We start from the raw sequence: 22,716 nt of genomic DNA on the forward strand, positions 1-22,716 counted from the left end.
CGACCGCCAAGGCTCGAAAAATGCGTTTTTCGGGACTTTCACCAGTCCCGAAAAACGCACTATGCGATGCACAATGACGTGAGAAGTTGCGCAAACCGCACAGCGCAACCGTTACAGGAGACCCGCGTGTCCACCTCGAACCAGTCGAATGCCGCGGCCGTCCGCGCATTTCGCGTTCTGGAAACGCTCGCCGAGGCGGGCCGTCCTTTGGCGATGATGGATCTCGTGCAGGCGCTCGGTTTGCCCAAGCAGACCGTGCACCGCATCCTGACCCAGCTCACCGACGCCTGGCTTGTCACGCGCGGCGCCAACGACAAGCTATACGAGTGCTCGGCGCGCGTCAGACAGTTGGCGGTGAACGTGCTCATGCATGCCGGGCCGGCGGCGGCGCGGCATCTGCTGCTGGAGCAGCTGGTCGAGAAGATCGGTGAAACCTGCAACCTGACCACGCTCGCCGGCAACGACGTGATCTACGTCGATCGCGTGGAGACCGAATGGCCGCTGCGCATGCATCTCCAGCCGGGCTCGCATGTGCCGCTGCACTGTTCGGCCAGCGGCAAGCTGCTGTTGAGCTTTCTGCCCAAAGAGCGCCGCGAGCGCATGATCGAAACGCTGCCGCTGCGCGCCCATTCGGAGCGCACCATCACCGACCGCGACGTGTTGCGCAAAGAGCTGGCGCTAACACGCCGTCGCCAGTTGGCGATCAACAATCAGGAGCATCTCCAGGGCTTGATCGCGATTGCCGTTCCCGTGATGCTGGACCGCAACCGGGCGTGCGCGGCGATTGCGGTTCAGGCGCCGGTCGGGCGTGTGACGCTGGACGACTTGCTGGCGTTTGTGCCTGATCTGAGGCGCGCCGCGGTGGAGACTGCGAAGACGTTTCGTGAGTGAGGTCGTTCCTCGTCGCCCAGCCCCATGCCGTCGAAGCGGGTGCCAATTGCGACGCGCTCGTAAAGGCGCATTCAGTTCTGTTAGAGCGCTGGCAGCACCGGATCGTCGAGCCAAAATTGGCGGCGCTTCAGCGAATTTTTCCATATATGGAAAAATAAATCCGCCCAGGAAATTTTGTTGACCCTCGAAAAAGCCGCACCGTATAGTCCTCCTCACACGCCGTGCCCCGCACGTCGCCCTGAACGGAGAACTTCTACGTGCAGCACTACGAAAACTTCATCGATAACGAATTCACTGGATCTGCAACGCAATCGCGCATCGAGGTCTGCAATCCCGCCAACGAGCAGGTTGTCGCTCTGGTGGATACGGCGAGTCCCGAAGATGCCAGTCATGCCGTGCGCCAGGCCACGGCCGCACAGAAACATTGGCGCCGGCTGCCCGCCGCCGAACGCGCCAAAGTGCTCCACCGCCTTGCCGATGCGCTCGTAGCGCGCGCCGACAAGATCGGCGCCGCGCTCGCGCTCGAATCGGGCAAGAGTCCCGCGCACGCACGAGCCGAAGTGATGTATGCCGCGGAAGTCACGCGTTACCACGCCGAATGGGCGCGCCGCATTACCGGCGAAATCATCCCGAGTGACAATCCTCGCGAAAACCTGCTGCTCTATCGCGAGCCGATTGGCGTGGTCGTCTGCCTCATTCCGTTCAACTCGCCGGTTTATACGCTGATGCGCAAGGTCGCGCCCGCGCTCATCACAGGCAATACGGTGATCGTGCGGCCGAGCAGCTACACGCCGTGCTCGGCGCTGGAAATTGCGCACGCCGTTGCGCAGGCGGAGGTGCCGGCCGGCGTGATCAACATCATGGCGATGAGCCACCTCGTGGCCGAGCAGATCTGCACCCGTCCGTCGGTGGGCATGATCACGCTGACCGGCAGCGTGGGAGCGGGCCGCAAGGTGCTCGAATATTCGCAGGTCAATATCGCCAAGGCGGCGCTCGAACTGGGCGGCAAGACGCCGGCCATCATCGAACCCGACGCGAATCTCGAACAGGCGGCCGCCGACATCGTCCGCTCCAAGACCACCAACTGCGGCCAACTTTGCACCGCGGTCGAGCGTGTCTATGTGCACGAAGAAGTCGCGACGAAGTTCATCAACCTGCTGCGCAACCGCATGCGCGAACGCCAGTGGGGCGACCGCAGCAAGAATCACGACTGGATGGGACCGCTGATTCACGCCAATGCGCGCCTGCATATTCATCAGATGGTCGAACGCGCCATCGACGACGGCGCCGTTCTCGAATGCGGCGGCGTGATACCGGACGGCAAGGGATTCTTCTATCCGCCGACCCTGCTCACCGGGTGCCGCCAGGAGATGGAGATCATCCAGGAAGAAGTCTTCGGTCCCGTGCTGGGTGTCGTGACCTATCAAACGCTCGACGAAGCGCTGGAGATGGCCAACGATCATCAGTTCGGGCTGGCCTCGATGATCTATAGCGAAAACCACCGCACGATCATGCGCGTCGCCAATGAGATCGAAGCCGGCGAGTGCTACGTGAACCGCGTCCCCGACGATCCGTATCAGGGCCACCATTCCGGCTGGAAACGCTCGGGCATCGGTGGCGACGACGGCCAGCACGGCATGCTCGCCTTCACGCAGACGCGGCTGGTGGTCGCCACCTGGTAATCCACGCAGGAACCGGATATTTCCGTATTGATGCTGAGGACGGGGCGTAGCGTAGCGTGGATTTCCGTGGCCCCGTCATCCCAGGATGTCCGAGTTACACAAGCCGAAAATATATTTCGAATCACTAATTAAATATCGGATAGCGAGCACCCGAAGATCAAAACGAAATAGTCATGCAATACCGGTGAAAAACACCGGGCATCAACCAACAAATAATGGAGACATCATGACTGTAGCAATGGAATCACCCCGGCAGGAGACAGCGGAAAGCGCCGCTGCCGGCTCTGCATTATTCCGCTATTTCCAGCTTGGCCTGCTGACCCTCGCGGCGGGTGCGCTTTATCCGATGCTGTACCTGCGGCAGAATTTCGAAGTCACGCTGCTGCAGGCATTCCACATCACAGCCGACCAGCTCGGCGAACTCTATTCGCTGCTGGGCATTGTTTATGTGGTGACCTACATCCCCAGCGGCTGGCTTGCCGACCGCGTCAGCTCGCGCTGGCTGGTGGTGTTCTCGTTGAGCGTGGTTGGACTGCTGGGGCTGTGGTTCGCCACCTACCCCACCCCGTCCATGCTGCGCTGGATTTTCCTCGGCTGGGGCGTGGCCGGCGGTCTGACCTTCTGGTCGGCGATCCTGCGCGCCGTCAAGTTGCTCGGCACCGAACGCGAACAGGGCCGCTTTTTCGGCATTCTCGACGGCGGCCGCGGGCTCACGGAAGCGGTGCTCGCTTCGATCGCCATTGCGATCTTCGCGCACTACGCCAGCGCCGCTCCGCAGGTTTCGCTGCGGCCCGTGATTCACCTGTATGCCTGGACGTGCCTCGGGATCGCCGCGCTCTCCGCCTTTGTCCTGCCGAACGACCGGAACCGCTCGCGTGCATCAGACGGCGGCGGCGAAGCCGGCAGTTCGGGCTTGAGCGACTTCATCACGCTGATCCGCATTCCCGAAATCTGGCTCATCAGCCTGATCGTGTTGACGGGGTATCAACTGCTGTGGGCGACGTTCTCGTTCTCCAGCTACATTCAGGAACACTTCTCGGCATCGGCGGTGCTCGCGGGCGAACTCACGGTGATCAAGCTGTGGATGCGTCCCATTGGGGCGATTGGCGGCGGCTTCCTCGGCGACCGCTTCTCCAACGTCAAGGTGCTGGGCTACGGCATGTTCGCTGCGGCCGTTGCGTGGATGCTGTTCGTGCTCGTGCCGGCGTCCGTGCCGATGTGGCTGCTGGCCGTCTGCATCGTTCTGCTCGGGCTGATGACGTATTCGGTGCACGGCTTGTACTGGGCCATCATCGACCGCTGCCATGTGCCGGCGCGCGTGACGGGACTGGCCATCGGCATCATCTCGATGATCGGTCTCTCGCCCGACGTATTCCTGCCGATGATCAGCTCCGCCATCTCGCACCGCTTCCCGGGCGTTCTTGGCACGCAACTCTATTTCGTCTATATCGGCGCCTGCTGTTTGATTGGCAGCGGCCTCGTGTACCTCTTCAGCAAGCGTACCGAGCACTATCATTTCCCGGGCCGCTAACACGCAGCGATTCAACCCTCATAAGACAGTTCCATGAAAATCACCTCGCTTGAAACTTACGTCGTTGCCGTGCCGCCCCCTTACATTGGCGGGCGCTACTGGATCTTCGTGAAGCTGAAGACGGCTTGCGGCATCGAAGGCGTGGGCGAAGTCTATGCCGCGAGCTTCCATCCCGACGTGATGGAAAAGGCCATCGGCGACGTGTACCAGCGTTACCTCGAGAACCACGATCCGCATCACATCGAGCGTTTCTTTCGCGAAGCCTATTCGAGCGGCTTCACGCAGCGCCCCGATGTCAGCATGATGGGCATCGTGAGCGGCCTCGAGATGGCGTGCTGGGACATCATCGGCAAGGCGGCGAACAAACCGGTCTATGAACTGATCGGCGGCAAGGTCAACGAGCGGCTGCGCTCCTATACGTACCTGTATCCGAAGAACGAAGACGGTTCGTATAGCCACGACTACGAGGACATCGAGCCGTCGGTCAGGTGCGCCGAAAAATATGTGAAGCAAGGCTTCACCGCGATCAAGTTCGATCCGGCCGGCCCTTACACGGCCTATTGCGGTCACCAGCTCAGCCTTGAGCTGCTCGAGCAGTCGGCCACGTTCTGCCGGCGCTTGCGCGAGGCGGTCGGCACGAAGTGCGATCTTATCTTCGGCACGCACGGCCAGATGACGCCGTCCGCCGCCGTGCGGCTCGCGCGCTATATCGAGCCCTATGATCCGCTCTGGTTCGAGGAGCCGGTTCCGCCGGGCCAGTCCGAGGCCATGGGGCGCGTGGCGCAGAGGACCAGCATACCGGTGGCCACCGGCGAGCGCCTGACCACCAAGTACGAGTTCTTCGATGTGCTGCGCAACAACGCGGCGTCGATTCTCCAGATGAACCTGGGGCGTGTCGGCGGCATTCTCGAAGCGAAGAAGATCGCGAGTCTGGCCGAGGTCTACTATGCGCAGATCGCGCCCCACCTCTATAACGGTCCGATTGGCGCAGCCGCGAGCATCCAGCTCGGCGTGGCCTCGCCCAATTTCCTGATCCAGGAAAGCATCATGCGCTGGGAAGGCTTTCATGCCGAGATCCTGAAGAAGCCGATTGCCTGGGAGGACGGCTATATCATCCCGTCGACCGAACCGGGGCTCGGCGTCGAACTGGACATGGACGTCGTGAAAGCCAACATGCCGTACACGAGCCGGCGCCTGCACCTGACCGTCTCGACCCAGCCGTTCGATGTGAAGGCCGGGCCGTCCGATAGCTGGAAGGCGCGCTACGCAGAGGATAAGGAACAGGCACAGTGATGGACGCGAAAACCTTTGACTACGTCATCGTGGGGGGCGGCTCTGCCGGCTGCATCCTCGCTGACCGTCTGAGCGAATCGGGCCGGTTCCGCGTGCTGCTGCTCGAGGCGGGCAGCGCGGACAAATCCATGTGGCTGCGCATGCCGCTCGGGTTCGCCAAGCTGTTCTATCACCCGAAGTACAACTGGCGTTACCAGAGCGCTCCCCAGCGCGAGCTCGCGGGGCAGCGAGTCTATACGCCGCGCGGCAAGGTGTTGGGCGGCTCGGGGGCGATCAACGCGATGATCTACGTGCGCGGCCAGCGCGAGGATTTCGACGACTGGGCCGCGCAGGGCAATCCCGGCTGGGGCTGGGACGATGTGCTGCCGTGGTTCAAGCGCGTGGAATCGCATCATGCGGGCGATAGCGAGTGGCACAGCGGCAGCGGCAAGATCCACATTACGCGCGACCCCGTGCATCCGATCTGCGAGTCCTTCTTCGAGGCCTGCAACGCGCTTGGCCACCGCGCCAATGACGATTTCAATGGCGCGCGGCTCGAAGGCTACGGCGTCTACGATATCAATACGCGCAACGGGCAGCGGGATTCGTCGTGCACGGCCTATTTGCACCCGGCCATGAAGCGCTCGAATCTCGACGTGCAGACGGACGCGCTCGTCGAACGCGTGCTGTTCGACCGCAACCGCAAGGCGACCGGAGTCGACGTGCTGATCAAGGGACGCCGGCAGAATTTTGCCGCGCGCCGCGAGGTCATCCTCTGCGCCGGTGCTGTGGAGACACCGAAGCTGTTGCAGTGTTCCGGCGTGGGCGATGCCGCGCTTCTTGCGCGGCACCAGATTCCCGTGGTTCACCATCTCCCGGCTGTCGGCCAGAATCTGCAGGATCATCTGTGTGCGTCGTACTACTATCGGGCCAACCGCCCGACCGTAAACGACGAGGTACGCCACCTGCCCCAGCAGGCGCGGGCCATGTTCCAGTACCTGTTCAAACGCAAGGGGATCTTCGCAACAACGGTCAAGGCGGGTGGCTTCCTGCGTACCAGCGTCGAGGAAAAAGCGCCCAACGTGCAGCTGTATTTCAATCCGCTTTCGTATGTGCTGCCGGAATCGGGTGGCATGCCGCGCGTCGAGCCGTATTCGGGCTACACGATTTTCTTCGCGCCGTGCCGGCCGACCAGCCGAGGCAGCATCACGCTCACCAGCGCCGACATTCAAGCGCCGCCGCACATCGATCCCAACTACTTGTCGACGGAGCATGACCAGGCCGAGGCGATTGCGGGCAGCAAGCTCGTGCGCAATCTAGCGGCCACCGCATCGCTCAAGCGAGTGACGGCCGAGGAAGTCCGCCCGGCCGCGGCGGTATCCGACGACGCCAGCATGCTGCAATTCTTTCGTGAGCAAAGCGGGTCGATCTACCACCTGTGCGGCTCGTGCGCGATGGGCAGCGACACGGAACGCTCCGTCGTGAACAGCCAGTTGCAGGTGCATGGCATGACGAACCTGCGTGTGGTGGACGCCTCGGTGTTCCCGAACATCACCTCGGGAAACATCAATGCCCCAACGATGATGGTCGCGGAAAAGGCGGCGCACATGATTCTGGAGAGCGCCGCCGCCTGATTCAAACCTGCGGGAGACAATTTTTACAGGTTATAAAAACATGAAAAAACATTCGATAAAATATAATTTAGCATTGCTAATGGCGTTGCTGGCGGGAGCATCCGTGACCAGCCATGCGCAGAGCAGCGTGTCGCTGTACGGGATCATCGATGGCGGCATTACCTACGTGAGCAATACGGGCGGCGCCCACGTCGTGAAGTTCGACGACGGCGTGTCGTGGGGGAACCGGTGGGGCCTGAAGGGAACCGAAGATCTTGGCGGCGGACTCTCCGCGGTGTTCGTGCTCGAAAACGGCTTTCATCTGGGCAATGGCGCCCTGGCGCAAGGCGGTGCGGAATTCGGGCGCCAGGCCTACGTTGGCCTCAGCAATGCCTGGGGTACGCTGTCACTCGGCAACCAGTACGATATGACGCGAGAAATCATGTCGAACTACAACATCTCGGGCTGGGCCAGCGGGTACGCGATTCACCAGGGCGACTTCGACCGCCTCAACGGCGACCGGTTGCCGAACTCGGTGAAGTTTGCCTCGAAGGAATTCGCCGGCTTTTCGTTCGGCGGCATGTACTCGTTCGGCGGGGTGGCGGGCGACTTCCACCAGAACAGCGCGTGGAGCGCGGGCGCGCACTATGGAATCGGCCAGTTCACGATCGGCACGGCATACACGCAACTGAACAACCCGCACGGCGTTTCCGCGTTCGACCCGTACGCCATGATCGGGACATCGACGTTCCTTGGCCAGCCGACTGTGAGCGTGGATCCCGCGACCGGCGCGATCACCGACCTGTATGCGAATTCGGCCTTCCCGGTGGACCGCCAGGGCACGTTTGGCGTCGGCGCGAGCTACGCCTTCGACAAGGTCACGCTGATGGGCAACTTCACCTACACGACCATCAAGGCCTTCGGCAACCAATCGCACATGAAGGTCGCCGAGGGCGGAGCCAACTGGCAAGTGACACCGGCTTTCAGCGCGATCGGCGGCTATCAGTACACGAACTTCGAAGGGCATCACTGGAACCAGGTGTCGGCCGGTCTGCATTATTTGTTGTCGAAGCGCACGGACATTTACGTGTCCGCTGACTGGCTGAAGGCGTCGCAAGGCGTTGATGCGGTGATCGGCTACAGCTTCGCGCCGTCGACGAGCACGTCCCAGACGGACGTGCGCATCGGCATGCGGCACTCGTTCTAGGCCGGCAAAACAAAGCCGCTACAATTGACGCCGATGAAACCGATCGAGTCCTCTCCACCCGAAAAGTCCAAGGCGCCGGCCGTAGACGGCGCTCTGGACATCATGCAAGCGCTCGTCCAGTCGACCTACCCGCTCTCGCTCACCGAGATCGCCGACCGCGTAAACATGCCGGTGGCGAGTTGCCACCGGATCATCAATACGCTGTTGCGGCGGGGCCTGGTCGTGCAGGACCTGCAGCGCCGGAAGTCCTATTGCATGGGCGCAATGCTGTTCCAGATGGCATCGGCTGCGTATTTCCAGCAGCCGATCGTGCCGCTGTTCCATTCGATTGCAGACGTCCTGAAGAACGAGTTGCACCAGGCGGTCAATCTCAGCGTGCTCGCGGGTTCCCATACGCTCGTGGTCGCGCACGTCCCCTGGCCGTTCGTCGAGAATCACGGCGTGTATGTCGGCCTTTCGAATGTCCTGCATCGGACGGCGGCCGGCAAGGCGATGATGAGCATGCACCCCGCGGCGATCCAGAAGCAGTACTGGGAAACCTATATCGCGGAGCGCGAGACGACGGCGGACAACGCCGGAAATCCGCTGGAAGCGTGGCTGCACGAACTGGCCGAAGTCAAACGCGTTGGCTATGCGCTGACGCGAACCGAAACGCTTGCCGGCGTCTTCACGCTCGCGGCTCCCGTTTTGAACCGGCGTGGCGAGCCGCTTGCCGCCATGGCGGTGTGCTTCGATACACAGCGCGATATCCGGGCGATTGCTACGCCGCTTATTCAGGCGACGTGGCAGTTGTCGGCGCGTCTCGGGTAGTGGTTACGGGATGTGAATGATCACAATCTGATAATCCCCCGGCCATAATCTATTTCCACTCCCTATTTCGACCAGATGAAGGCCGACGCAACGGCGCGAGCAATGAACCGTCCAGCAGTCGGTCGCCCGCATGCTATAAATCGCTATTAGACTTCGGCAGCAAAGTTTGCCCGCTTTGCCTCCACGCTCACCAGACCCCTGGTTTGCTAGGGCGCACCGTTCTGCAGGAATCCGTATGTTCAGTGAAGCAATGCTGTCGCCAGCGCTGACGTCGGCACCCATCGGAGGGGTTGTGTTTTCAGACTCGAGCATCCCGCGCGATACGATCCAGGCGTACCTCGAAACGCATTACGAGGTGTTGGGCGATGCGCCCGCAATGCTGCGCCCCGGCCAGTTCAACGCTGCACTCGCCGCGCTGCATGAGGCCCGCCAAGTTGCCTGTAGCGCGTTCATCACCGCCTGCAATCCGCTGAGCAAGAGCCTCGACCCCGCAACCAATGTGGCCCGGCAAGAGACACTCGCACGCGAACTCGACGCACTCGGCTTCGCATACATCGAGGGCGTCGGGCAGCATCCATCGAACCAGTGGCCCGGCGAAGCGAGTTTCCTGGTGTTGGGCATGACGCTCGACACGGCAAAAGCGCTAGCCAAAAAATACGAACAGAACGCAATCGTCTGGTGCGGCGCCGACGCCGTGCCGCAACTGATTCTCCTGCGCTAATTTAATTCACTGCGCGGCTTGCAAATACGGGCGCAGCCAGCCCAGCCCATCGGAGGTGGCCGCCTTCGGCCGGTATTCGCAGCCGATCCAGCCGTTGTAGCCGAGCGCGTCGATCACATCGAACAGGTAGGGATAATTGAGCTCGCCCAGATCCGGCTCGTGCCGTTCCGGCACGCCGGCAATCTGGATATGGCCGATGCCGGCGATGTCGCGCTTGAGTTTCATCGCAACGTCGCCTTCGACGATCTGGCAGTGATAGCAGTCGAATTGCACGCGCAGGTTCGGTGCGCCCACTTCGCGGCAGATGGCCTGCCCTTCGTCCTGGCGGCTGAGGAAATAGCCTGGCATGTCGCGCTGATTGATCGGCTCGATCAGGATCTGGATCCCGTCGCCGCGCGCGGCTTCCGCGGCCCAGGCAAGATTGCGCAGATAGGTTTCGTGGTGGCGCGCGCGCTCGCCGTCCGCGCCAATGAGGCCGGCCATCACATGCAGCTTGTCGTTGCCGATGGTGCGCGCATAGCCGAGCGCGGTTTCGACCGAGCGGCGGAACTCGTCCTCCCGGCCCGGCAGCGAGGCGAGGCCCCGCTCTCCCGCCGCCCAGTCGCCGGGCGGCGCGTTGAAAAGCGCCTGCACGAGGCCGTTGCCATCGAGGCGCGAGCGGATTTCGGCGGCCGGATGTTCGTAGGGAAAGAGATACTCGACGGCGCGAAAGCCGTCGCGGGCGCAAGCGGCGAAACGCTCGAGAAACGCGTGCTCGTTGTACATCATGGTGAGATTCGCTGCGAAACGCGGCATGGCATCAGCTCCAACGGAAAAACAAGCAATGGAATAAGGATGAGGTCAAGCGGGCATTCAGCGCCGCGGCTTGCCGATCATGCGCGACATCGCCCGCGCCAGTTCCTTCACGACCGTGTCGGCGGTGGGCCGGTGCAGCAGCGCGAGGTCCATGGTTTCGATCGCGGGCAGCCCGCTCTTTTGCGTGAGCACGACGTGATCGGCGGTGACCGAGCGCAGCGGCAGCAGGCTGATGCCGAGCCCGTCGGCCACGGCCGCCTGGATGCCGCTCAGGCTCGAACTGATGAAACTCATGCGCCAGCGCCGCCCGAGCCCTTCGATCGCGTTCGTCATGTCGTCGCGATACAGCCCGCGCGGCGGGAACGCCACCAGCGGAATCGGATCGAGCTGAAACGACGGGTTCTTCGCGCTGTCGATCCAGCGCAGTTGCTCGGGCCAGCTGGCCACGGCCTCGCGACTGTTGCGGCGGTGCTTCACGAGCGCGAGATCGAGGTCGCCGCGGTCGTAGTTGCGCTCGACGTCGCGGCTCAAGCCGCTGGTGACTTCGAGCTTCACCTGCGGGTGCTCGCGGGTGAATGCCGCGAGCATATGGGTCGTGGGCCCGCCGACGAAATCCTCGGGCACGCCCAGGCGCACCGTCAAGCCCACGGTCGCCCCCGCCAACGATTCGAGCATTTCATCGTTGAGCGCCAGCATGCGCCGCGCGTAGGCCAGCAGCGTCTCGCCGGCATCGGTCGGGCGCACGTCGCGCGCGCCGCGCTCGAGCAGCTTGTGCCCCGCCATGTCCTCCAGACGCTTCACTTTCTGGCTCACCGTCGACTGCGTCGAATGCAGCCGCGCCGAGGCCGCCGTGAACGTGCCGCAATCGGCCACCATGACGATCGCCTTGAGCAGGTCCAGATCGAACAGCGGCCGCTGCGCTCCTGCGTTGCTTTTCATCGGACTATTTGGTTTTTGAATGGGATACCGCCTTCTATCACGTAGCGTGAAGGCTGGCAATCGGGCTGGGAATCGGGCTGATAATCAGGCTGATAATCAGGCTGGCAATCGCCGGGTATTCGCTGGCAAACTGGCGAGATCGACGCCGCGCGCTGCGCGGCCCCATGGCCACTACTGTGGAATCGGCATGACTTCTGCTATTCGCCCTCTCGTCATTTCCAACGTCCGCCTCGCCGATGACCCGAGCGGCCAGCCCGTATCCGTTTCGGTCGCCGGCGGCCGCATCGAGGCAATTGGTCCGAACCTCGCGCCGCCGCCCGGCGCCCTCGTCGAAGACGGCGGCGGCGCGCTGCTGCTGCCGGGCTTCGTCGAAGGGCACACGCATCTCGACAAGACCCACTGGGGCCGCGACTGGTACGTCAACGAAGTGGGCCCGAATCTCACCGACCGCATCGCGAACGAACGCGAGTTCCGCAAAGCCTCGGGACACGATGCGGGCGTGCAGTCGCTCGCGCTGTCGCACGCGTTCCTGGCGGCGGGCACGACGCGCCTGCGCACCCACGTCGATATCGACACCGACGCGGGGCTGCGCTACCTCGAAGGCGTGCTCGGCACGCGCGACACGCTGGCCGACGTGCTCGACATGCAGATCGTCGCGTTCCCGCAATCGGGCCTGTTGATCCGTCCTGGCACCGAGAAGCTGCTCGGCGATGCACTCGCCGCCGGCGCGGACGTGCTCGGCGCGCTCGATCCCGCCTTGATCGACGGCGATCCGGCGGGCTCGCTCAACGCGACCTTCGCGCTCGCTGAGCGTTACGGCAAGCCTATCGACATTCATCTGCACGAACCGGGCGAGGTGGGCGCGTTCACGTTCAAGCTGCTGCTCGACCGCGTGGAGGCCATGGGCATGCAGGGCCGCGTCGTGGTGAGCCACGCGTTCTGCCTGGGCGCATTGCCCGAACCCACGGCGCTGCTCGAGCGCATCGCGCGCCTGCGCGTGGCGCTGCTGACGAGCGCCCCGCCCTCGCGCCCGGTGCCGCCGCTCAAGCGCTGCCGCGAACTGGGCATCACGATCTTCGGCGGCAACGACGGCATCCGCGATACGTGGACGCCGTTCGGCATGCCCGACATGCTCGAACGCGCGATGCTGATCGGCATGCGCTACGACATGCGGCGCGACGACGATCTGGCGCTCGCGTTCGATTGCGTAAGCGCGGCGGGCGCGCAGGGCTGCGGTTTCGCCGATTACGGCCTGCATGCGGGCGCGCGCGCCGACCTCGTGCTGGTGGACGCCGAAACGCTCGCGCACGCGGTGGTTGCGCGGCCCGTGCGCAAGCTGGTGGTGTCGAACGGGCGCGTCGTCGCGCGCGGCGGCGTGCTTGCCGGCGCGGCTTGATTCGCCCCGCGGATAACCTGGAAAAACAGCCTGCGAAAGAGGATCCACATGGACCATCGAGAACACGTGGACGTGCTGATCATGCACGGTTGCGTGATTACGGTCGACGCTGAGCGCCGCGTAATCGAAGACGGCGCGGTGGCGGTCAAGGGCGAGCGCATCGTCGCGGTCGGCACGAGCGCCGAGCTGGCCGAAAAATATTCTGCAGACCGTATGATAGACGCGCGCCGCAAGGCCGTGCTGCCCGGTTTCATCGACGCGCACGCGCATGCGGGCCACGCCATGCTGCGCACCATCGGTGGCGCGGACGGCGATGCGTGGACCGACGCCTGCGAAATAATCTATACGCAGGCCTCGGACGAAACGTTCTGGGAAATGGAGTCGCATCTCGCCGCACTCGAACGCCTGAAGGCTGGCGTGACGACGGGCGTGTCGCTGCTCGGCGGCGGCGATTCGATCATGCGCGTGGACGATCCGGTCTATGCGCGCCGCCATTGCGACGCCGTGGTCAAGACAGGCACGCGCTCGATGGTCGCGGTCGGCGCCTCGCGGCCACCCTCGCCGCGCGCCTACACCACATACGGCCGTGATGGAACCACGGGCAGCGTGAAGCGCGAAGTCGATTTCGATCAGATGTACGAAGTATGCAAAGCGATCGTCGACACCTGCCACGGCGACGCGAACGGCCGCATCCAGATCGCGCTCACGCTGCCCGTGTACGCCCCGCAGCACTACCCGGCGCAGGCGCAATGGGAAGGCGTGGCGCGCCGCGAGGCGGCCCGCTACATGGCGCTCGCGCAGTCGCGCGGGCTTTCCTTCACGCAGGACGGCCATCGCGCCGGCACGCTGGAATTCGCGCATCGCGAACTCGGGCTCATGAATGCGAAGTCGTTCATGTCGCACGCCATCGACCTCACCGAAGCGGACATTGCCGCGTGCGTGGAAACGGGCGCCTCGATCGTGCACAACCCGAGCGCGATCATGTCGATCATCGGCCGCTGCCCGGTGCCGGAACTGATCGATGCGGGCGTCAACGTGGCGATCGGCTCGGACGCGGCCGCGCCAGACCGCGGCTACGACATGTTCCGCCACATGTGGCAGTGCATGCACTATCACCGCCGGCACTTCCGCGATCCGGACGTGCTGCCGCACGGCAAGGTGCTGGAGATGATCACGATCGACGCCGCGAAGGCGCTGTCGCTCGACGATGAATTAGGGTCGCTGGAAGCGGGCAAGCTGGCCGACATCATCATGGTCGACCTGTTCAAGCCGCATATGATGCCGATGAACATGCCCGTCTATCGCGTCACGTGCTTCGCGAATGCCGCGGACGTGTGCATGACGATGGTGGGCGGACGAATCCTGATGGAAGACTACCGCGTATTGTCGGTCGACGAAGCGGAGATTCTGGAGGGGGTTCAGGCCGCTGCGGAGCGCATGCTCGAGCGCAGCGGCCTGCGTCGCCTGCTGGATATGCCGGCGACGCTATGGCGGGCTAGCCACTATTAAGCGGCTATTAAGCGGCTTATGAGCGGCTTTTGGGCCGCTCATAAGACCGCTATTAAGCCGAGCGCTTCGGCTGCTGGCCGAGCGTGAGCTTAACCGTGCGGTTCACATCCTTGTACAGGAGGTAACGGAAGCGCGACGGGCCGCCTGCATAGCAAGCTTGCGGGCAGAACGCACGCAGCCACATGAAGTCGCCGGCTTCGACTTCCACCCAGTCCTGGTTCAGGCGGTAGACAGCCTTGCCTTCGAGCACATAGAGGCCGTGCTCCATCACGTGCGTTTCAGCGAACGGAATCGTGCCGCCCGGCTCGAACGTGACGATGTTCACGTGCATGTCGTGGCGCATGTCGCTCATGTCGACGAAACGCGTCGTGACCCAGCGGCCTTCCGTGCCGGGCATCGGGATCGGCTCGATGTCGCGCTCGTTGGTCACGAAAGCTTCGGGCATCGGCACGCCTTCGACGGCTTCGTAGTGCTTGCGCAGCCAGTGGAAGCTGGCAACGGCGCCGCTGCGGTTGTGCAGCGTCCAGTTCGTACGCGGCGGAATGAATGCGTAGCCGCCCGGCACGAGCTTGTGCTCGACGCCGTTGAGCTTGAGCTCGAGCTCGCCGTCCACCACAAAGATCACGCCTTCAGCGAGATCGTCGAGTTCGGGACGGTCGCTGCCGCCGCCGGGGCTCACTTCCATGATGTACTGCGAGAACGTTTCGGCGAAGCCGGTCAGCGGACGCGCGAGCACCCACAGGCGGGTGTTGTCCCAGAACGGCAGGTAGCTCGTGACGATGTCACGAATCACGCCCTTCGGGATGACCGCGTAGGCTTCGGTGAACATTGCGCGATCGGTCAGCAATTCGGTTTGAGCCGGATGGCCGCCTTTCGGTGCGTAGTAAGGACTGGATGACATTCTTTATGCTCCGGTGAGGATTTGATGTCACTACTTCAAAGACGAGGCCGCGCGCGGACATCGCGCGCGCTAAGGCGCTCGGGATAGTTAGCCGCGCTGGCCGGATGCGGCCGGCGTGGCTTCGAATTGCATGCGGGGCCTGGCGGTATCGCCCCAGAACTGTCCGCTTCGGACGATGACGCGTTCGGCAGGCGCGGCTGCCACGGCTGCTGCTGCGTTCGGCGCCTTGACGATAACGAACGACGCCTCGTTGCCGACCTTCAGGCCGTAGTCGCGCTTGCCGATCACGGCCGCGCCGGCTTCGGTCGCCATGTCGAGCGCCACCAGCAGTTCTTCGTCAGTATAGAACCCGGAACGGTAGCCAAGGAGCATGGCGCGCTGCAGCATGTCGCCGTTGCCGTACGGCCACCAGGCGTCCTGAATGTTGTCGTTGCCGCTGAACACGCGCACGCCGGCGGCGCGCAACTGGAGGATCGGCGGGAAGGCGCGGTCGCCGGGGGCGTTCGTCATGATCGACACGCCGGCGGCGGCCAGCGCGTCGGCGATGCGCGCGACGGCGTCCGCGTCCACGTCGCCCAGCGCGTAGGCGTGGCTGACCGACACCCGGCCCTCGAGGCCAGCCGCGCGCGTGCGCGCGGCGATGCGGTGAAGCTGCTCGATGCCTTGTTCGCCCGCTTCGTGCAGGTGAATATCGATTTTCACGCCGCGCTTTTGTGCGATGCCGAAAACGATGTCGAGCTGGCCGTCAGCGTCGCCGTCGAGCGTGGTCGGGTCGATGCCGCCCACCACGTCGACGCCATCTTGCGCGGCGGCGTCGAGCACGTCAGCCGTGCCCGGGCACGACACCACGCCCGCTTGCGGAAACGCGACGAGTTCGATGTCCATGATGCCGCGCCATTTTTCGCGCGCTTCCATCACAGCGTGAAGATGGGTCAGGCCGGTCGTAGCGTCCACGTCGACGTGGCTGCGCATGGCCATGGTGCCGAACGAGGCCACCTGGCGGATCAGCGTATCGGCGCGCTGGGCAATCGGCGCGGCGCTTGCGAGCGCGGCTTTTTCGTCGGCGAGGCGTTCGCGCAGCGTCGCGGCGACGCGATGCGCACGCCAGCCGTCGCCGAGGAAGCTTTTGTCGAGGTGGATATGGCCGTCGACGAAACCCGGCAGCACGAGGTGCCCCTGGAGGTCGACGATTTCGGCGGCCCCGGTTTCGGGGCGCGTGGCGCCAAGGCTGGCAAAGCGTCCATCGCGTACAGCGAGATTCAGGGGCTGGCCGTCAGCGCCTACGGCATTGACGAATACGCGATCGAACATAGTGACTGTGTCTCGGCAATTCAGGACCCATTCAACGCGTTGCGATCTGCGTTGCGCTCGCTGCGCGGCGGGGCCCTATGGGAGAGTGAATGCCGAGACAATATCCGAACCCCGCATTATCGACAAATTAAATGTTGAAATGCTCGCCATTCATTTTCTCGATAGCTTGCGGGGTGCTGCGATACAACCGATACAACCGTTACAGCCCGAGCGCGCGCCCGTCACTGCGCGGATCGTGGGCGCCCGTCATGTGCCCGTCCGCGTCGATGCGGATCGCCCCGGGGTGCCCAGCCAGTTGGCTTTGCGCGGGAATCGGGCTCATCTCGTGGCCGCGCGCAGCCAGTTCGTCAAACACGCGCGCACCTGCGTCCTCTTCGAGCTTGAGGCTGTCGCGGCTGTCCGAGAAGGTCTTGCCGAGCAGAAAGCGCGGCCGGCCAAGCGCCGAAAGCGGGTCCATGCCGTAATCGATCAGGCGCGTGAGCACGGCCGCGAGCGTCTGCGGCTGACCATCGGCGCCCTGGGTGCCGTACAGCAGGTGCGGGCGGCCCCCCTTCAGGTACATGCCGGGGTTCAGCGTATGGAATGGCCGCTTGCCGCCGCGCAGCACGTTGGGGCTCTTCGGGTCGAGGCTGAACGAGGCGCCCCGGTTGTGCCACAGGATGCCCGTGTCGCCGGCCACCACGCCGCTGCCCCAGTCGAAATACACGGTTTGCAGCATGCTCACGCTGTTGCCCTGCTCGTCCGCCACGCCGATATACGCCGTGTCGCCGTGCTTGAACGTGTGCGGCCAGGGCATCGCGCGGTCCATGCGGATACGGCGCGCATGCGCATCGAGTGTCTGCGACGACAGCATCTGGTCGACCGGCACGTCGACGAAATCGGGATCCGCAACGTAGCGGTCGCGGTCGAGAAACGCCAGCTTCACGGCTTCGACGAGGACGTGATAATAGTCGGCGCTGTTCTCGGGAATCGAGGCGAGATCGAAGCGATCGAGAATGCCCATGATTTCGAGCGTGGTCACGCCCTGGGTCGGCGGGCGCAGGCCCAGCAGTTCGCCGCCGCGATAACCCACGCGCAGCGGCACCTCCTCGCGGGCCGTCGTGCGGGCCAGGTCGTCGAGCGTGAGCGGCGAGCCCGCCTGCTTCAGGCCGGCGGCAACGCGGGCCGCCAGGTCGCCCTCGTAGAATTCGCGGCCGCCATGGGTGGCGATGCGATCGAGACTGCGCGCCAGCTCGGGCTGGACGAAGCGCTCGCCTGCCTGCGGGATGCGTCCGTGCGGCATGAAGACCCGCGCGAAGCCCTCCCAACTCGCGAGTTCGCCGGCGCGCAGCGTTTGCCAGAACTGCTGCGAGGGCGTCACGGGAAAGCCGTTGGCCGCGTATTCGATGGCGCGCGAAAACAGCGACGACCAGCCCTGCTTGCCGCCCCACGTGCCTTTGCTGAGCGAGTAAGCCTTGTCCCAGACCGCGACCGAGGCGCCGGTCGTCAGCGCGGCGCCTGGCCCGCGCACCGGAATCGCGCCGGTGTAGCCGGACGTTTTCGCGGCGGCCTGGCCGATGCCGGAGAGCGTATGCACATTGCCGGCGCGATCGCTGATCACCATGAAGGCGTCGCCGCCGAGCCCCGTGAAGTGCGGATAAGTCACGTTCAGCACCGCGCCGATCGCGATGGCCGCCTCGATTGCGTTGCCGCCCGCGCGCAGCACCTCGCGCCCGGCTTCGCTCGCCAGTTCGTGCGGACTCGTCACCATGCCGCGCGACGAGCGCGCAAGCCGGGGCGTTTCGACCGATGTGCCGGGCGTGCGTACAACGGGCGCGTCTTCGTCGAGCAGCGCTTGCTGCACCATCGCTTCTTCGATGTCCGTATCGGTGTCAATCTGGGCTTGCGCTACGAGCGTCATGGTACTTCCCCTATGCATTTATCGCGTGTGCCGCGGACAGTCAGTGGGCTGCCGCGGCCCTTCGTTGTTTCATCGAGCTTCCGGCTTCCAGCCCTTCCACCAGCGGTGCGTGGTGACTTCGGGCGCCGAATAGCGCTCCTTCACCCAGGCGTAGGCCGGTCCGAGCGCGTTCATCGCAATCGCCGCAAACAGGGCCATGAACGGGTTGTGAGCAACGGGACCGAAGCCGCCGAACAGCGTGCCGAAGTACGTCGCGAACCCGAAGAACATGCCGGGGATGAAATTGAACATGACGAACTGGCGGGCCAGCGACATCATCAGACCGTTCAGCGTGAAGAGAATCGCCATCTGCGCGAGCAGCAGCGTGTTGCCGCTGAATTGCCGCGCCGCCTGCTCGAAACAGAGAACGATCAGGAATGCGAAGAACGAGCCGACCGGCAAGGTGGGCCAGATGCGCTTGAGGTTCTTGGCGCTCGGCCCGCCCATCGCGAAGGTTGCGGCCCAGCTGATAAAAATGGCCCATGGCGGCAGGTGCAGCGGCAACATGGCGATCGGTATCGTCGTAACTGCAAGGGCTGATGCGACGACTTCCGCGGGTAGCTTCTTCATGCTCGTCTCCTTGAGTTTTTGAATAAACGTTCAGATTCTGTTCACGTCAGGCGCAGCAACACGCGTGCCGATGGATTTCGCATTGGTGCCTGGTGACCACCGTAATGCGGCCGCGCTTGATGACCCACAGCCGCGGCGGGATGTCGAGCAGCGCATCCGCTACCCTGAAAGTGTCGAGAATGACGAGGTCGGCCTGCTTGCCCACCGCGATGCCGTAACCGTGCTCGATCCCGATCGCGCGCGCGGCGTTGTGCGTGCCCATGTCCAGAATCGCCTGCTGGTGCTCCGGCACGCCGAACTGCGCCACGTGCGCAAGCATGTTGCCGATCAGCAGCATGTCGGCCTTGCCGAATGGCGTGAACGCGTTGCGCACGTTGTTCGACGAATAGGCGACGTTGACGCCCGCGTTATGCAAGGCCTTGACAGGCGTAAGACCGCGCCGCTGGTTGTGCGTGTCCTTGCGGCCGCCCAGATAGAGGTCGGTGGCCGGCAAGGTCACGATGCTGATGCCTGCCTGGCGCAAGAGGTCGGTCACGGGCTTGAGCGCCTCGTCGTCGAGCGCGCCGAGGCTCGTGACGTGCCCGAGCGCCACGCGCCCTTGATAACCGGTCTCGATCGTCTTTTGCGCGATATACGAAATCGCGGCGAAGCGCGGATCGACGGTGTCGTCGGCGAAATCGGCGTGCATGTCGACCGGCACGTCAAAGCGCTGCGCGAGTTCGAACACCATGTCGATATGGCGCTGCGTGTCGGCCCAGTTGAGTTCGTTGTATGGACAACCCCCTACGACGTCCGCGCCCATCTGCAGCGCTTGGACCATCAGCTCGTGGGTGCCCTGCGACTTGAGAATGCCTTCCTGCGGAAACGCCACGATTTGCAGGTCGAGCAGGTCTTCGTATTCGCTCTTCAGTTCGAGCAGCGTCTCCACGCCGATCAAGCCTTGAATCAGATCGACGTCGGGGTGCGCGCGCACAGCGACGGTGCCGTTCTTCACCGCCATGTCGAGCACCTGACGCGAACGATCGAGCACGTCGTTGCGTTCCTGCTTGCTCTTGAGCACGCCCGTCACGCGAATCGCCTCGTCAAGCGTGCCGAAGCGGGCCGGCAGCCGGCGGTGCAAAAGTGCCTTGTCGAGGTGCAGGTGCGACTCGATCAGCCCCGGAATGGCCGCGCGTCCGCCCGCGTCGATGACCTCGTCCGCCGATGCGTCGATGCCCGCTTCGAGCGCCACAATGCGGCCGTCGCGAATGGCGATGTCGACGGGCGGTTCGTCGTCGCGAACGCATACGTTGTTGATCAGCAGGTCCACATGCATGGTCGTGTCTCCTTATGTAATGGGTCGGCCGCAAGCGTGCGCGGTCACGGCCCTGCGCGGCCAGAAGGCGCTGCGGCCCCGGCTGGTGGCGGCCTGCAGCGACTCGCGCGTTATAGACAGATTAGGGGTGTGGCTTGGCGCCTGACATCGGGATCGGCTGGTTTTAGGCCAGGGATTTTCCGAGACGCGCCGCACAAAGCGGATTTACAGCGCGGATTTACAGCGCGGATTCACAGCGTGGATTAACAGTGCGGATTCACAGCGCGAGGCACCCGGCCGGGCTGGCTCAGCAGGTATCCGTGCCGGCCACCACGAGGCCGTGCTGGATCGCGTAGTGGACGAGCCCGGCGGTCGACGGGATCTCCATCTTGTCGAGGATGTTGGCCTTGTGCGTGCTGACCGTTTTGCTCGACAGCGAGAGGCTGTGCGCGATTTCGTTGATGCTGCTGCCCTCGACGAGCATCTGGAAGATCTGGAACTCGCGCGGCGTGAGAAACGTGTGAGGGAACGCGCTGGCGGGCTGCTGCAACTGCTTGACCAGCTTCTCCGCCACGAGCGCCGAGACGACCGTGCCGCCCCGGGCGACCTTGCGTATCGCGCCGATCAACTGGTCGGACTCGGCGTTCTTGGTGAGATACCCCGCCGCGCCCGCGCGGATCGCCTGAACCGCGTATTGCGACTCGCGGTACATGCTCAGGACCAGTACCGGCAGCGCCGGATGGCTGGCCTTGATCTGCTGGATCAACGCGATGCCGCTCTTGCCCGGCATCGACATGTCGAGCAGCAACACGTCGACGGCTGTGCTGCGCAGTTGCTCGACGACGTCGGTGCCGTCGACGGCTTCCGCCGCCACCTGCATGTCCGGCACCGTGGACAGGATCCGTTTCAGACCGTCGCGAATGATCGCGTGATCGTCGGCGATCATGATGCGCATGATGGGCTCGCGTCGTTGGCAACTGCGTTGGAGACGGTGTTGGCAAGCGGGTTGGCCACGGCGCCCGAAACCGCGTCGGACGCCGGGTTTGCTACCGAGGGGTGCAGCGGAATGCGGGCGCTCACGCGCGTGCCATGGCCGGGGCGGCTCGTGACGTCCAGTTGCCCGCCCAGCATCAGCGCGCGTTCGCGCATGCCGAGCAGGCCGAGCCTCGGTCCGTTCGCGGCAAGCGAGGTGTCCATGCCGCAGCCATTGTCGGCAATCGCCAGATGGCAGTGATCGTCGTGCGCGTCGAGCTCGACCACCACGCGCGAGGCCCGCCCGTGGCGGCTCGCATTGGTGAGCGACTCCTGGACGATGCGAAAGATGGCGGTGCTGCGCTCCGCATCGAGCTCGCCCAGCAGCGTCTCGGGCAAGTTCAGCCGCAGGTCGCACCGCAATCCGTTGCGCTGCGTGAACGATTCGGTCAGCCATTCGAGCGCCGCGGGAAGCCCCAGCTCGTCCAGCACCGGCGGACGCAGATCGGACGCGATGCGGTGCACGGCATCCATCGTGGTGTCCACCAGGTTCTTAAGCATGCCTATATGATCGATCTGCCCGAAGGTCAGCGCGCGCGCCTGGGTTTCCAGATAGTTCAGGCCGAGTCGCAGCCCGCTCAGCAACTGGCCGAGCTCGTCGTGCAGCTCGCGCGAAATGCGCGAGCGCTCAGTTTCGCGCACGGACTGCAGCCAGGCGGAAAGCTCGCGCAACTGCGAGCGCGAGTCGCGCAGCTCCGTTTCCGTGCGCTTGAAGTCGGTGATGTCGCGCGAGATGCCAACCGTGCCGACGATGCTCCCGTCCGCGCCCCGCACCGGCATCTTGACGGTGTCGAACCACAGCAGCTTGCCGTTAGGGCCAGGGCGCTGTTCCTCGTAGCGGTGGCGCTTGCCGTTTTCGAGCACCGCGCGGTCGGTGTCCAGATACACCTCGCCCAGTTCCGGCGACCAGACCTGGTCGGGTGTACGGCCGATGATGGCCTGCTCCGTGCGTCCGCACGCTTCCATGAATGCTTCATTGACGAGGACGTAACGCGACTCGGTGTCCTTCAGCCATGCCTGATCCGGGATGTTGTTCAGAATGGCCCGGTGTAATTCGCCATGGTTCTCCACGACTGCTCCTCGCAAGGGACACGATGGAGGCCCGCAGGAGCGCGCGGCTCGAGCGATTGGCCCTCGAATGAATGCAATATATCAATCCAGTCAAGATCATGCGCCTCTAGTTTTCCCGCATATTCCTGGATTGCAGGAATTCATGATTTATCCGTCTGACTCATTCTTCGCGCCTCGCCGCGGCGGCGACGGCGGCGTCCCGCATTGTCCCGCTACAGCCTTCAGGCTGTAA

General features: G+C 63.9%; 19 protein-coding genes. 10 read left to right on the forward strand and 9 right to left on the reverse strand.

What is annotated here, in order from left to right:
- Positions 1 to 126 precede the first annotated feature (126 nt).
- The 8 genes from HV773_RS25560 to HV773_RS25595 all read left to right on the forward strand — a co-directional run bounded on the left by HV773_RS25560 (position 127) and on the right by HV773_RS25595 (position 9,727).
- The gene (locus tag HV773_RS25560; RefSeq protein WP_246282392.1) at positions 127 to 891 is read left to right on the forward strand and encodes an IclR family transcriptional regulator; all 765 of its coding nucleotides are present in this window, start codon (positions 127 to 129) and stop codon (positions 889 to 891) included.
- A 257-nt stretch (positions 892 to 1,148) separates the two neighbouring features.
- Complete coding sequence (aldA, locus tag HV773_RS25565) at positions 1,149 to 2,573, forward strand: aldehyde dehydrogenase (protein WP_175197082.1); 1,425 nt, start codon at positions 1,149 to 1,151, stop codon at positions 2,571 to 2,573.
- 226 nt (positions 2,574 to 2,799) lie between these two features.
- Positions 2,800 to 4,104 (forward strand): MFS transporter, encoded by a 1,305-nt coding sequence (locus tag HV773_RS25570; protein ID WP_246282393.1) that lies wholly within the window; start codon positions 2,800 to 2,802, stop codon positions 4,102 to 4,104.
- 33 nt (positions 4,105 to 4,137) lie between these two features.
- Complete coding sequence (locus HV773_RS25575; RefSeq protein ID WP_175197083.1) at positions 4,138 to 5,397, forward strand: mandelate racemase/muconate lactonizing enzyme family protein; 1,260 nt, start codon at positions 4,138 to 4,140, stop codon at positions 5,395 to 5,397.
- Positions 5,397 to 7,010, forward strand: a complete 1,614-nt coding sequence (locus HV773_RS25580; protein WP_175197084.1) for a GMC family oxidoreductase — start codon at positions 5,397 to 5,399, stop codon at positions 7,008 to 7,010. The genes HV773_RS25575 and HV773_RS25580 overlap by 1 nt, the downstream gene beginning before the upstream one ends.
- A gap of 79 nt (positions 7,011 to 7,089) precedes the next feature.
- On the forward strand, positions 7,090 to 8,196 hold the full coding sequence (locus tag HV773_RS25585; protein ID WP_343052379.1) for a porin: 1,107 nt from the start codon (positions 7,090 to 7,092) through the stop codon (positions 8,194 to 8,196).
- 33 nt (positions 8,197 to 8,229) lie between these two features.
- Positions 8,230 to 9,006, forward strand: a complete 777-nt coding sequence (locus tag HV773_RS25590; RefSeq protein ID WP_281365299.1) for an IclR family transcriptional regulator — start codon at positions 8,230 to 8,232, stop codon at positions 9,004 to 9,006.
- Positions 9,007 to 9,298: 292 nt separating this feature from the next.
- On the forward strand, positions 9,299 to 9,727 hold the full coding sequence (locus HV773_RS25595; RefSeq protein WP_175197109.1) for a DUF3293 domain-containing protein: 429 nt from the start codon (positions 9,299 to 9,301) through the stop codon (positions 9,725 to 9,727).
- 6 nt (positions 9,728 to 9,733) lie between these two features.
- Here HV773_RS25595 and otnI read toward each other — a convergent pair whose 3' ends face one another.
- Both otnI and HV773_RS25605 read right to left on the reverse strand, forming a co-directional pair.
- The gene (gene otnI / locus HV773_RS25600; RefSeq protein ID WP_175197087.1) at positions 9,734 to 10,522 is read right to left on the reverse strand and encodes a 2-oxo-tetronate isomerase; all 789 of its coding nucleotides are present in this window, start codon (positions 10,520 to 10,522) and stop codon (positions 9,734 to 9,736) included.
- Between the two features lie 57 nt (positions 10,523 to 10,579).
- Positions 10,580 to 11,461, reverse strand: a complete 882-nt coding sequence (locus tag HV773_RS25605) for a LysR substrate-binding domain-containing protein (RefSeq protein WP_175197088.1) — start codon at positions 11,459 to 11,461, stop codon at positions 10,580 to 10,582.
- A gap of 187 nt (positions 11,462 to 11,648) precedes the next feature.
- On the opposite strand from HV773_RS25605, the gene HV773_RS25610 reads away from it, so the two are divergent.
- Positions 11,649 to 12,857 (forward strand): amidohydrolase family protein, encoded by a 1,209-nt coding sequence (locus HV773_RS25610; RefSeq protein ID WP_175197089.1) that lies wholly within the window; start codon positions 11,649 to 11,651, stop codon positions 12,855 to 12,857.
- 48 nt (positions 12,858 to 12,905) lie between these two features.
- Complete coding sequence (locus tag HV773_RS25615; RefSeq protein ID WP_175197090.1) at positions 12,906 to 14,366, forward strand: amidohydrolase family protein; 1,461 nt, start codon at positions 12,906 to 12,908, stop codon at positions 14,364 to 14,366.
- 52 nt (positions 14,367 to 14,418) lie between these two features.
- On the opposite strand, the gene HV773_RS25620 is transcribed toward HV773_RS25615, so the two are convergent.
- The 7 genes from HV773_RS25620 to HV773_RS25650 form a co-directional block, all read right to left on the reverse strand.
- Positions 14,419 to 15,267 carry a bifunctional allantoicase/(S)-ureidoglycine aminohydrolase gene (locus HV773_RS25620; protein WP_175197091.1) on the reverse strand — a complete coding sequence of 283 codons (849 nt, stop codon included), beginning with the start codon at positions 15,265 to 15,267 and terminating at the stop codon, positions 14,419 to 14,421.
- Between the two features lie 87 nt (positions 15,268 to 15,354).
- A complete protein-coding gene (locus HV773_RS25625) occupies positions 15,355 to 16,578 on the reverse strand; it encodes an amidohydrolase family protein (RefSeq protein ID WP_175197092.1) in 1,224 nt (407 codons plus the stop codon).
- A gap of 199 nt (positions 16,579 to 16,777) precedes the next feature.
- Positions 16,778 to 18,328, reverse strand: coding sequence for a gamma-glutamyltransferase (ggt, locus tag HV773_RS25630; RefSeq protein WP_175197110.1), 1,551 nt, complete (start codon positions 18,326 to 18,328; stop codon positions 16,778 to 16,780).
- A gap of 219 nt (positions 18,329 to 18,547) precedes the next feature.
- Positions 18,548 to 19,087 (reverse strand): DUF1097 domain-containing protein, encoded by a 540-nt coding sequence (locus HV773_RS25635; protein ID WP_175197093.1) that lies wholly within the window; start codon positions 19,085 to 19,087, stop codon positions 18,548 to 18,550.
- 46 nt (positions 19,088 to 19,133) lie between these two features.
- Positions 19,134 to 20,402, reverse strand: coding sequence for an amidohydrolase family protein (locus HV773_RS25640; RefSeq protein WP_175197094.1), 1,269 nt, complete (start codon positions 20,400 to 20,402; stop codon positions 19,134 to 19,136).
- A 286-nt stretch (positions 20,403 to 20,688) separates the two neighbouring features.
- On the reverse strand, positions 20,689 to 21,339 hold the full coding sequence (locus HV773_RS25645; RefSeq protein ID WP_175197111.1) for a response regulator: 651 nt from the start codon (positions 21,337 to 21,339) through the stop codon (positions 20,689 to 20,691).
- Positions 21,324 to 22,484 carry a PAS domain-containing sensor histidine kinase gene (locus HV773_RS25650; RefSeq protein WP_175197095.1) on the reverse strand — a complete coding sequence of 387 codons (1,161 nt, stop codon included), beginning with the start codon at positions 22,482 to 22,484 and terminating at the stop codon, positions 21,324 to 21,326. Before HV773_RS25650 ends, HV773_RS25645 begins: the two co-directional genes overlap by 16 nt.
- Between the last annotated feature and the right edge of the window lie 232 nt (positions 22,485 to 22,716).

Source organism: Paraburkholderia caffeinitolerans (genome assembly GCF_902859945.1).
GTDB lineage: Bacteria > Pseudomonadota > Gammaproteobacteria > Burkholderiales > Burkholderiaceae > Paraburkholderia > Paraburkholderia caffeinitolerans.

Coding starts and splice junctions, on each gene's coding strand:
- HV773_RS25570 (WP_246282393.1), top strand. CDS start 2,800: ATGACTGTAGCAATGGAATCACCCCGGCAGGAGACAGCGGAAAGCGCC.
- HV773_RS25640 (WP_175197094.1), bottom strand. CDS start 20,402: ATGCATGTGGACCTGCTGATCAACAACGTATGCGTTCGCGACGACGAA.
- HV773_RS25620 (WP_175197091.1), bottom strand. CDS start 15,267: ATGTCATCCAGTCCTTACTACGCACCGAAAGGCGGCCATCCGGCTCAA.
- HV773_RS25615 (WP_175197090.1), top strand. CDS start 12,906: ATGGACCATCGAGAACACGTGGACGTGCTGATCATGCACGGTTGCGTG.
- HV773_RS25635 (WP_175197093.1), bottom strand. CDS start 19,087: ATGAAGAAGCTACCCGCGGAAGTCGTCGCATCAGCCCTTGCAGTTACG.
- HV773_RS25605 (WP_175197088.1), bottom strand. CDS start 11,461: ATGAAAAGCAACGCAGGAGCGCAGCGGCCGCTGTTCGATCTGGACCTG.
- HV773_RS25580 (WP_175197084.1), top strand. CDS start 5,397: ATGGACGCGAAAACCTTTGACTACGTCATCGTGGGGGGCGGCTCTGCC.
- HV773_RS25610 (WP_175197089.1), top strand. CDS start 11,649: ATGACTTCTGCTATTCGCCCTCTCGTCATTTCCAACGTCCGCCTCGCC.
- ggt (WP_175197110.1), bottom strand. CDS start 18,328: ATGGTGACGAGTCCGCACGAACTGGCGAGCGAAGCCGGGCGCGAGGTG.
- HV773_RS25575 (WP_175197083.1), top strand. CDS start 4,138: ATGAAAATCACCTCGCTTGAAACTTACGTCGTTGCCGTGCCGCCCCCT.
- HV773_RS25590 (WP_281365299.1), top strand. CDS start 8,230: ATGAAACCGATCGAGTCCTCTCCACCCGAAAAGTCCAAGGCGCCGGCC.
- HV773_RS25625 (WP_175197092.1), bottom strand. CDS start 16,578: ATGTTCGATCGCGTATTCGTCAATGCCGTAGGCGCTGACGGCCAGCCC.
- HV773_RS25585 (WP_343052379.1), top strand. CDS start 7,090: ATGGCGTTGCTGGCGGGAGCATCCGTGACCAGCCATGCGCAGAGCAGC.
- otnI (WP_175197087.1), bottom strand. CDS start 10,522: ATGCCGCGTTTCGCAGCGAATCTCACCATGATGTACAACGAGCACGCG.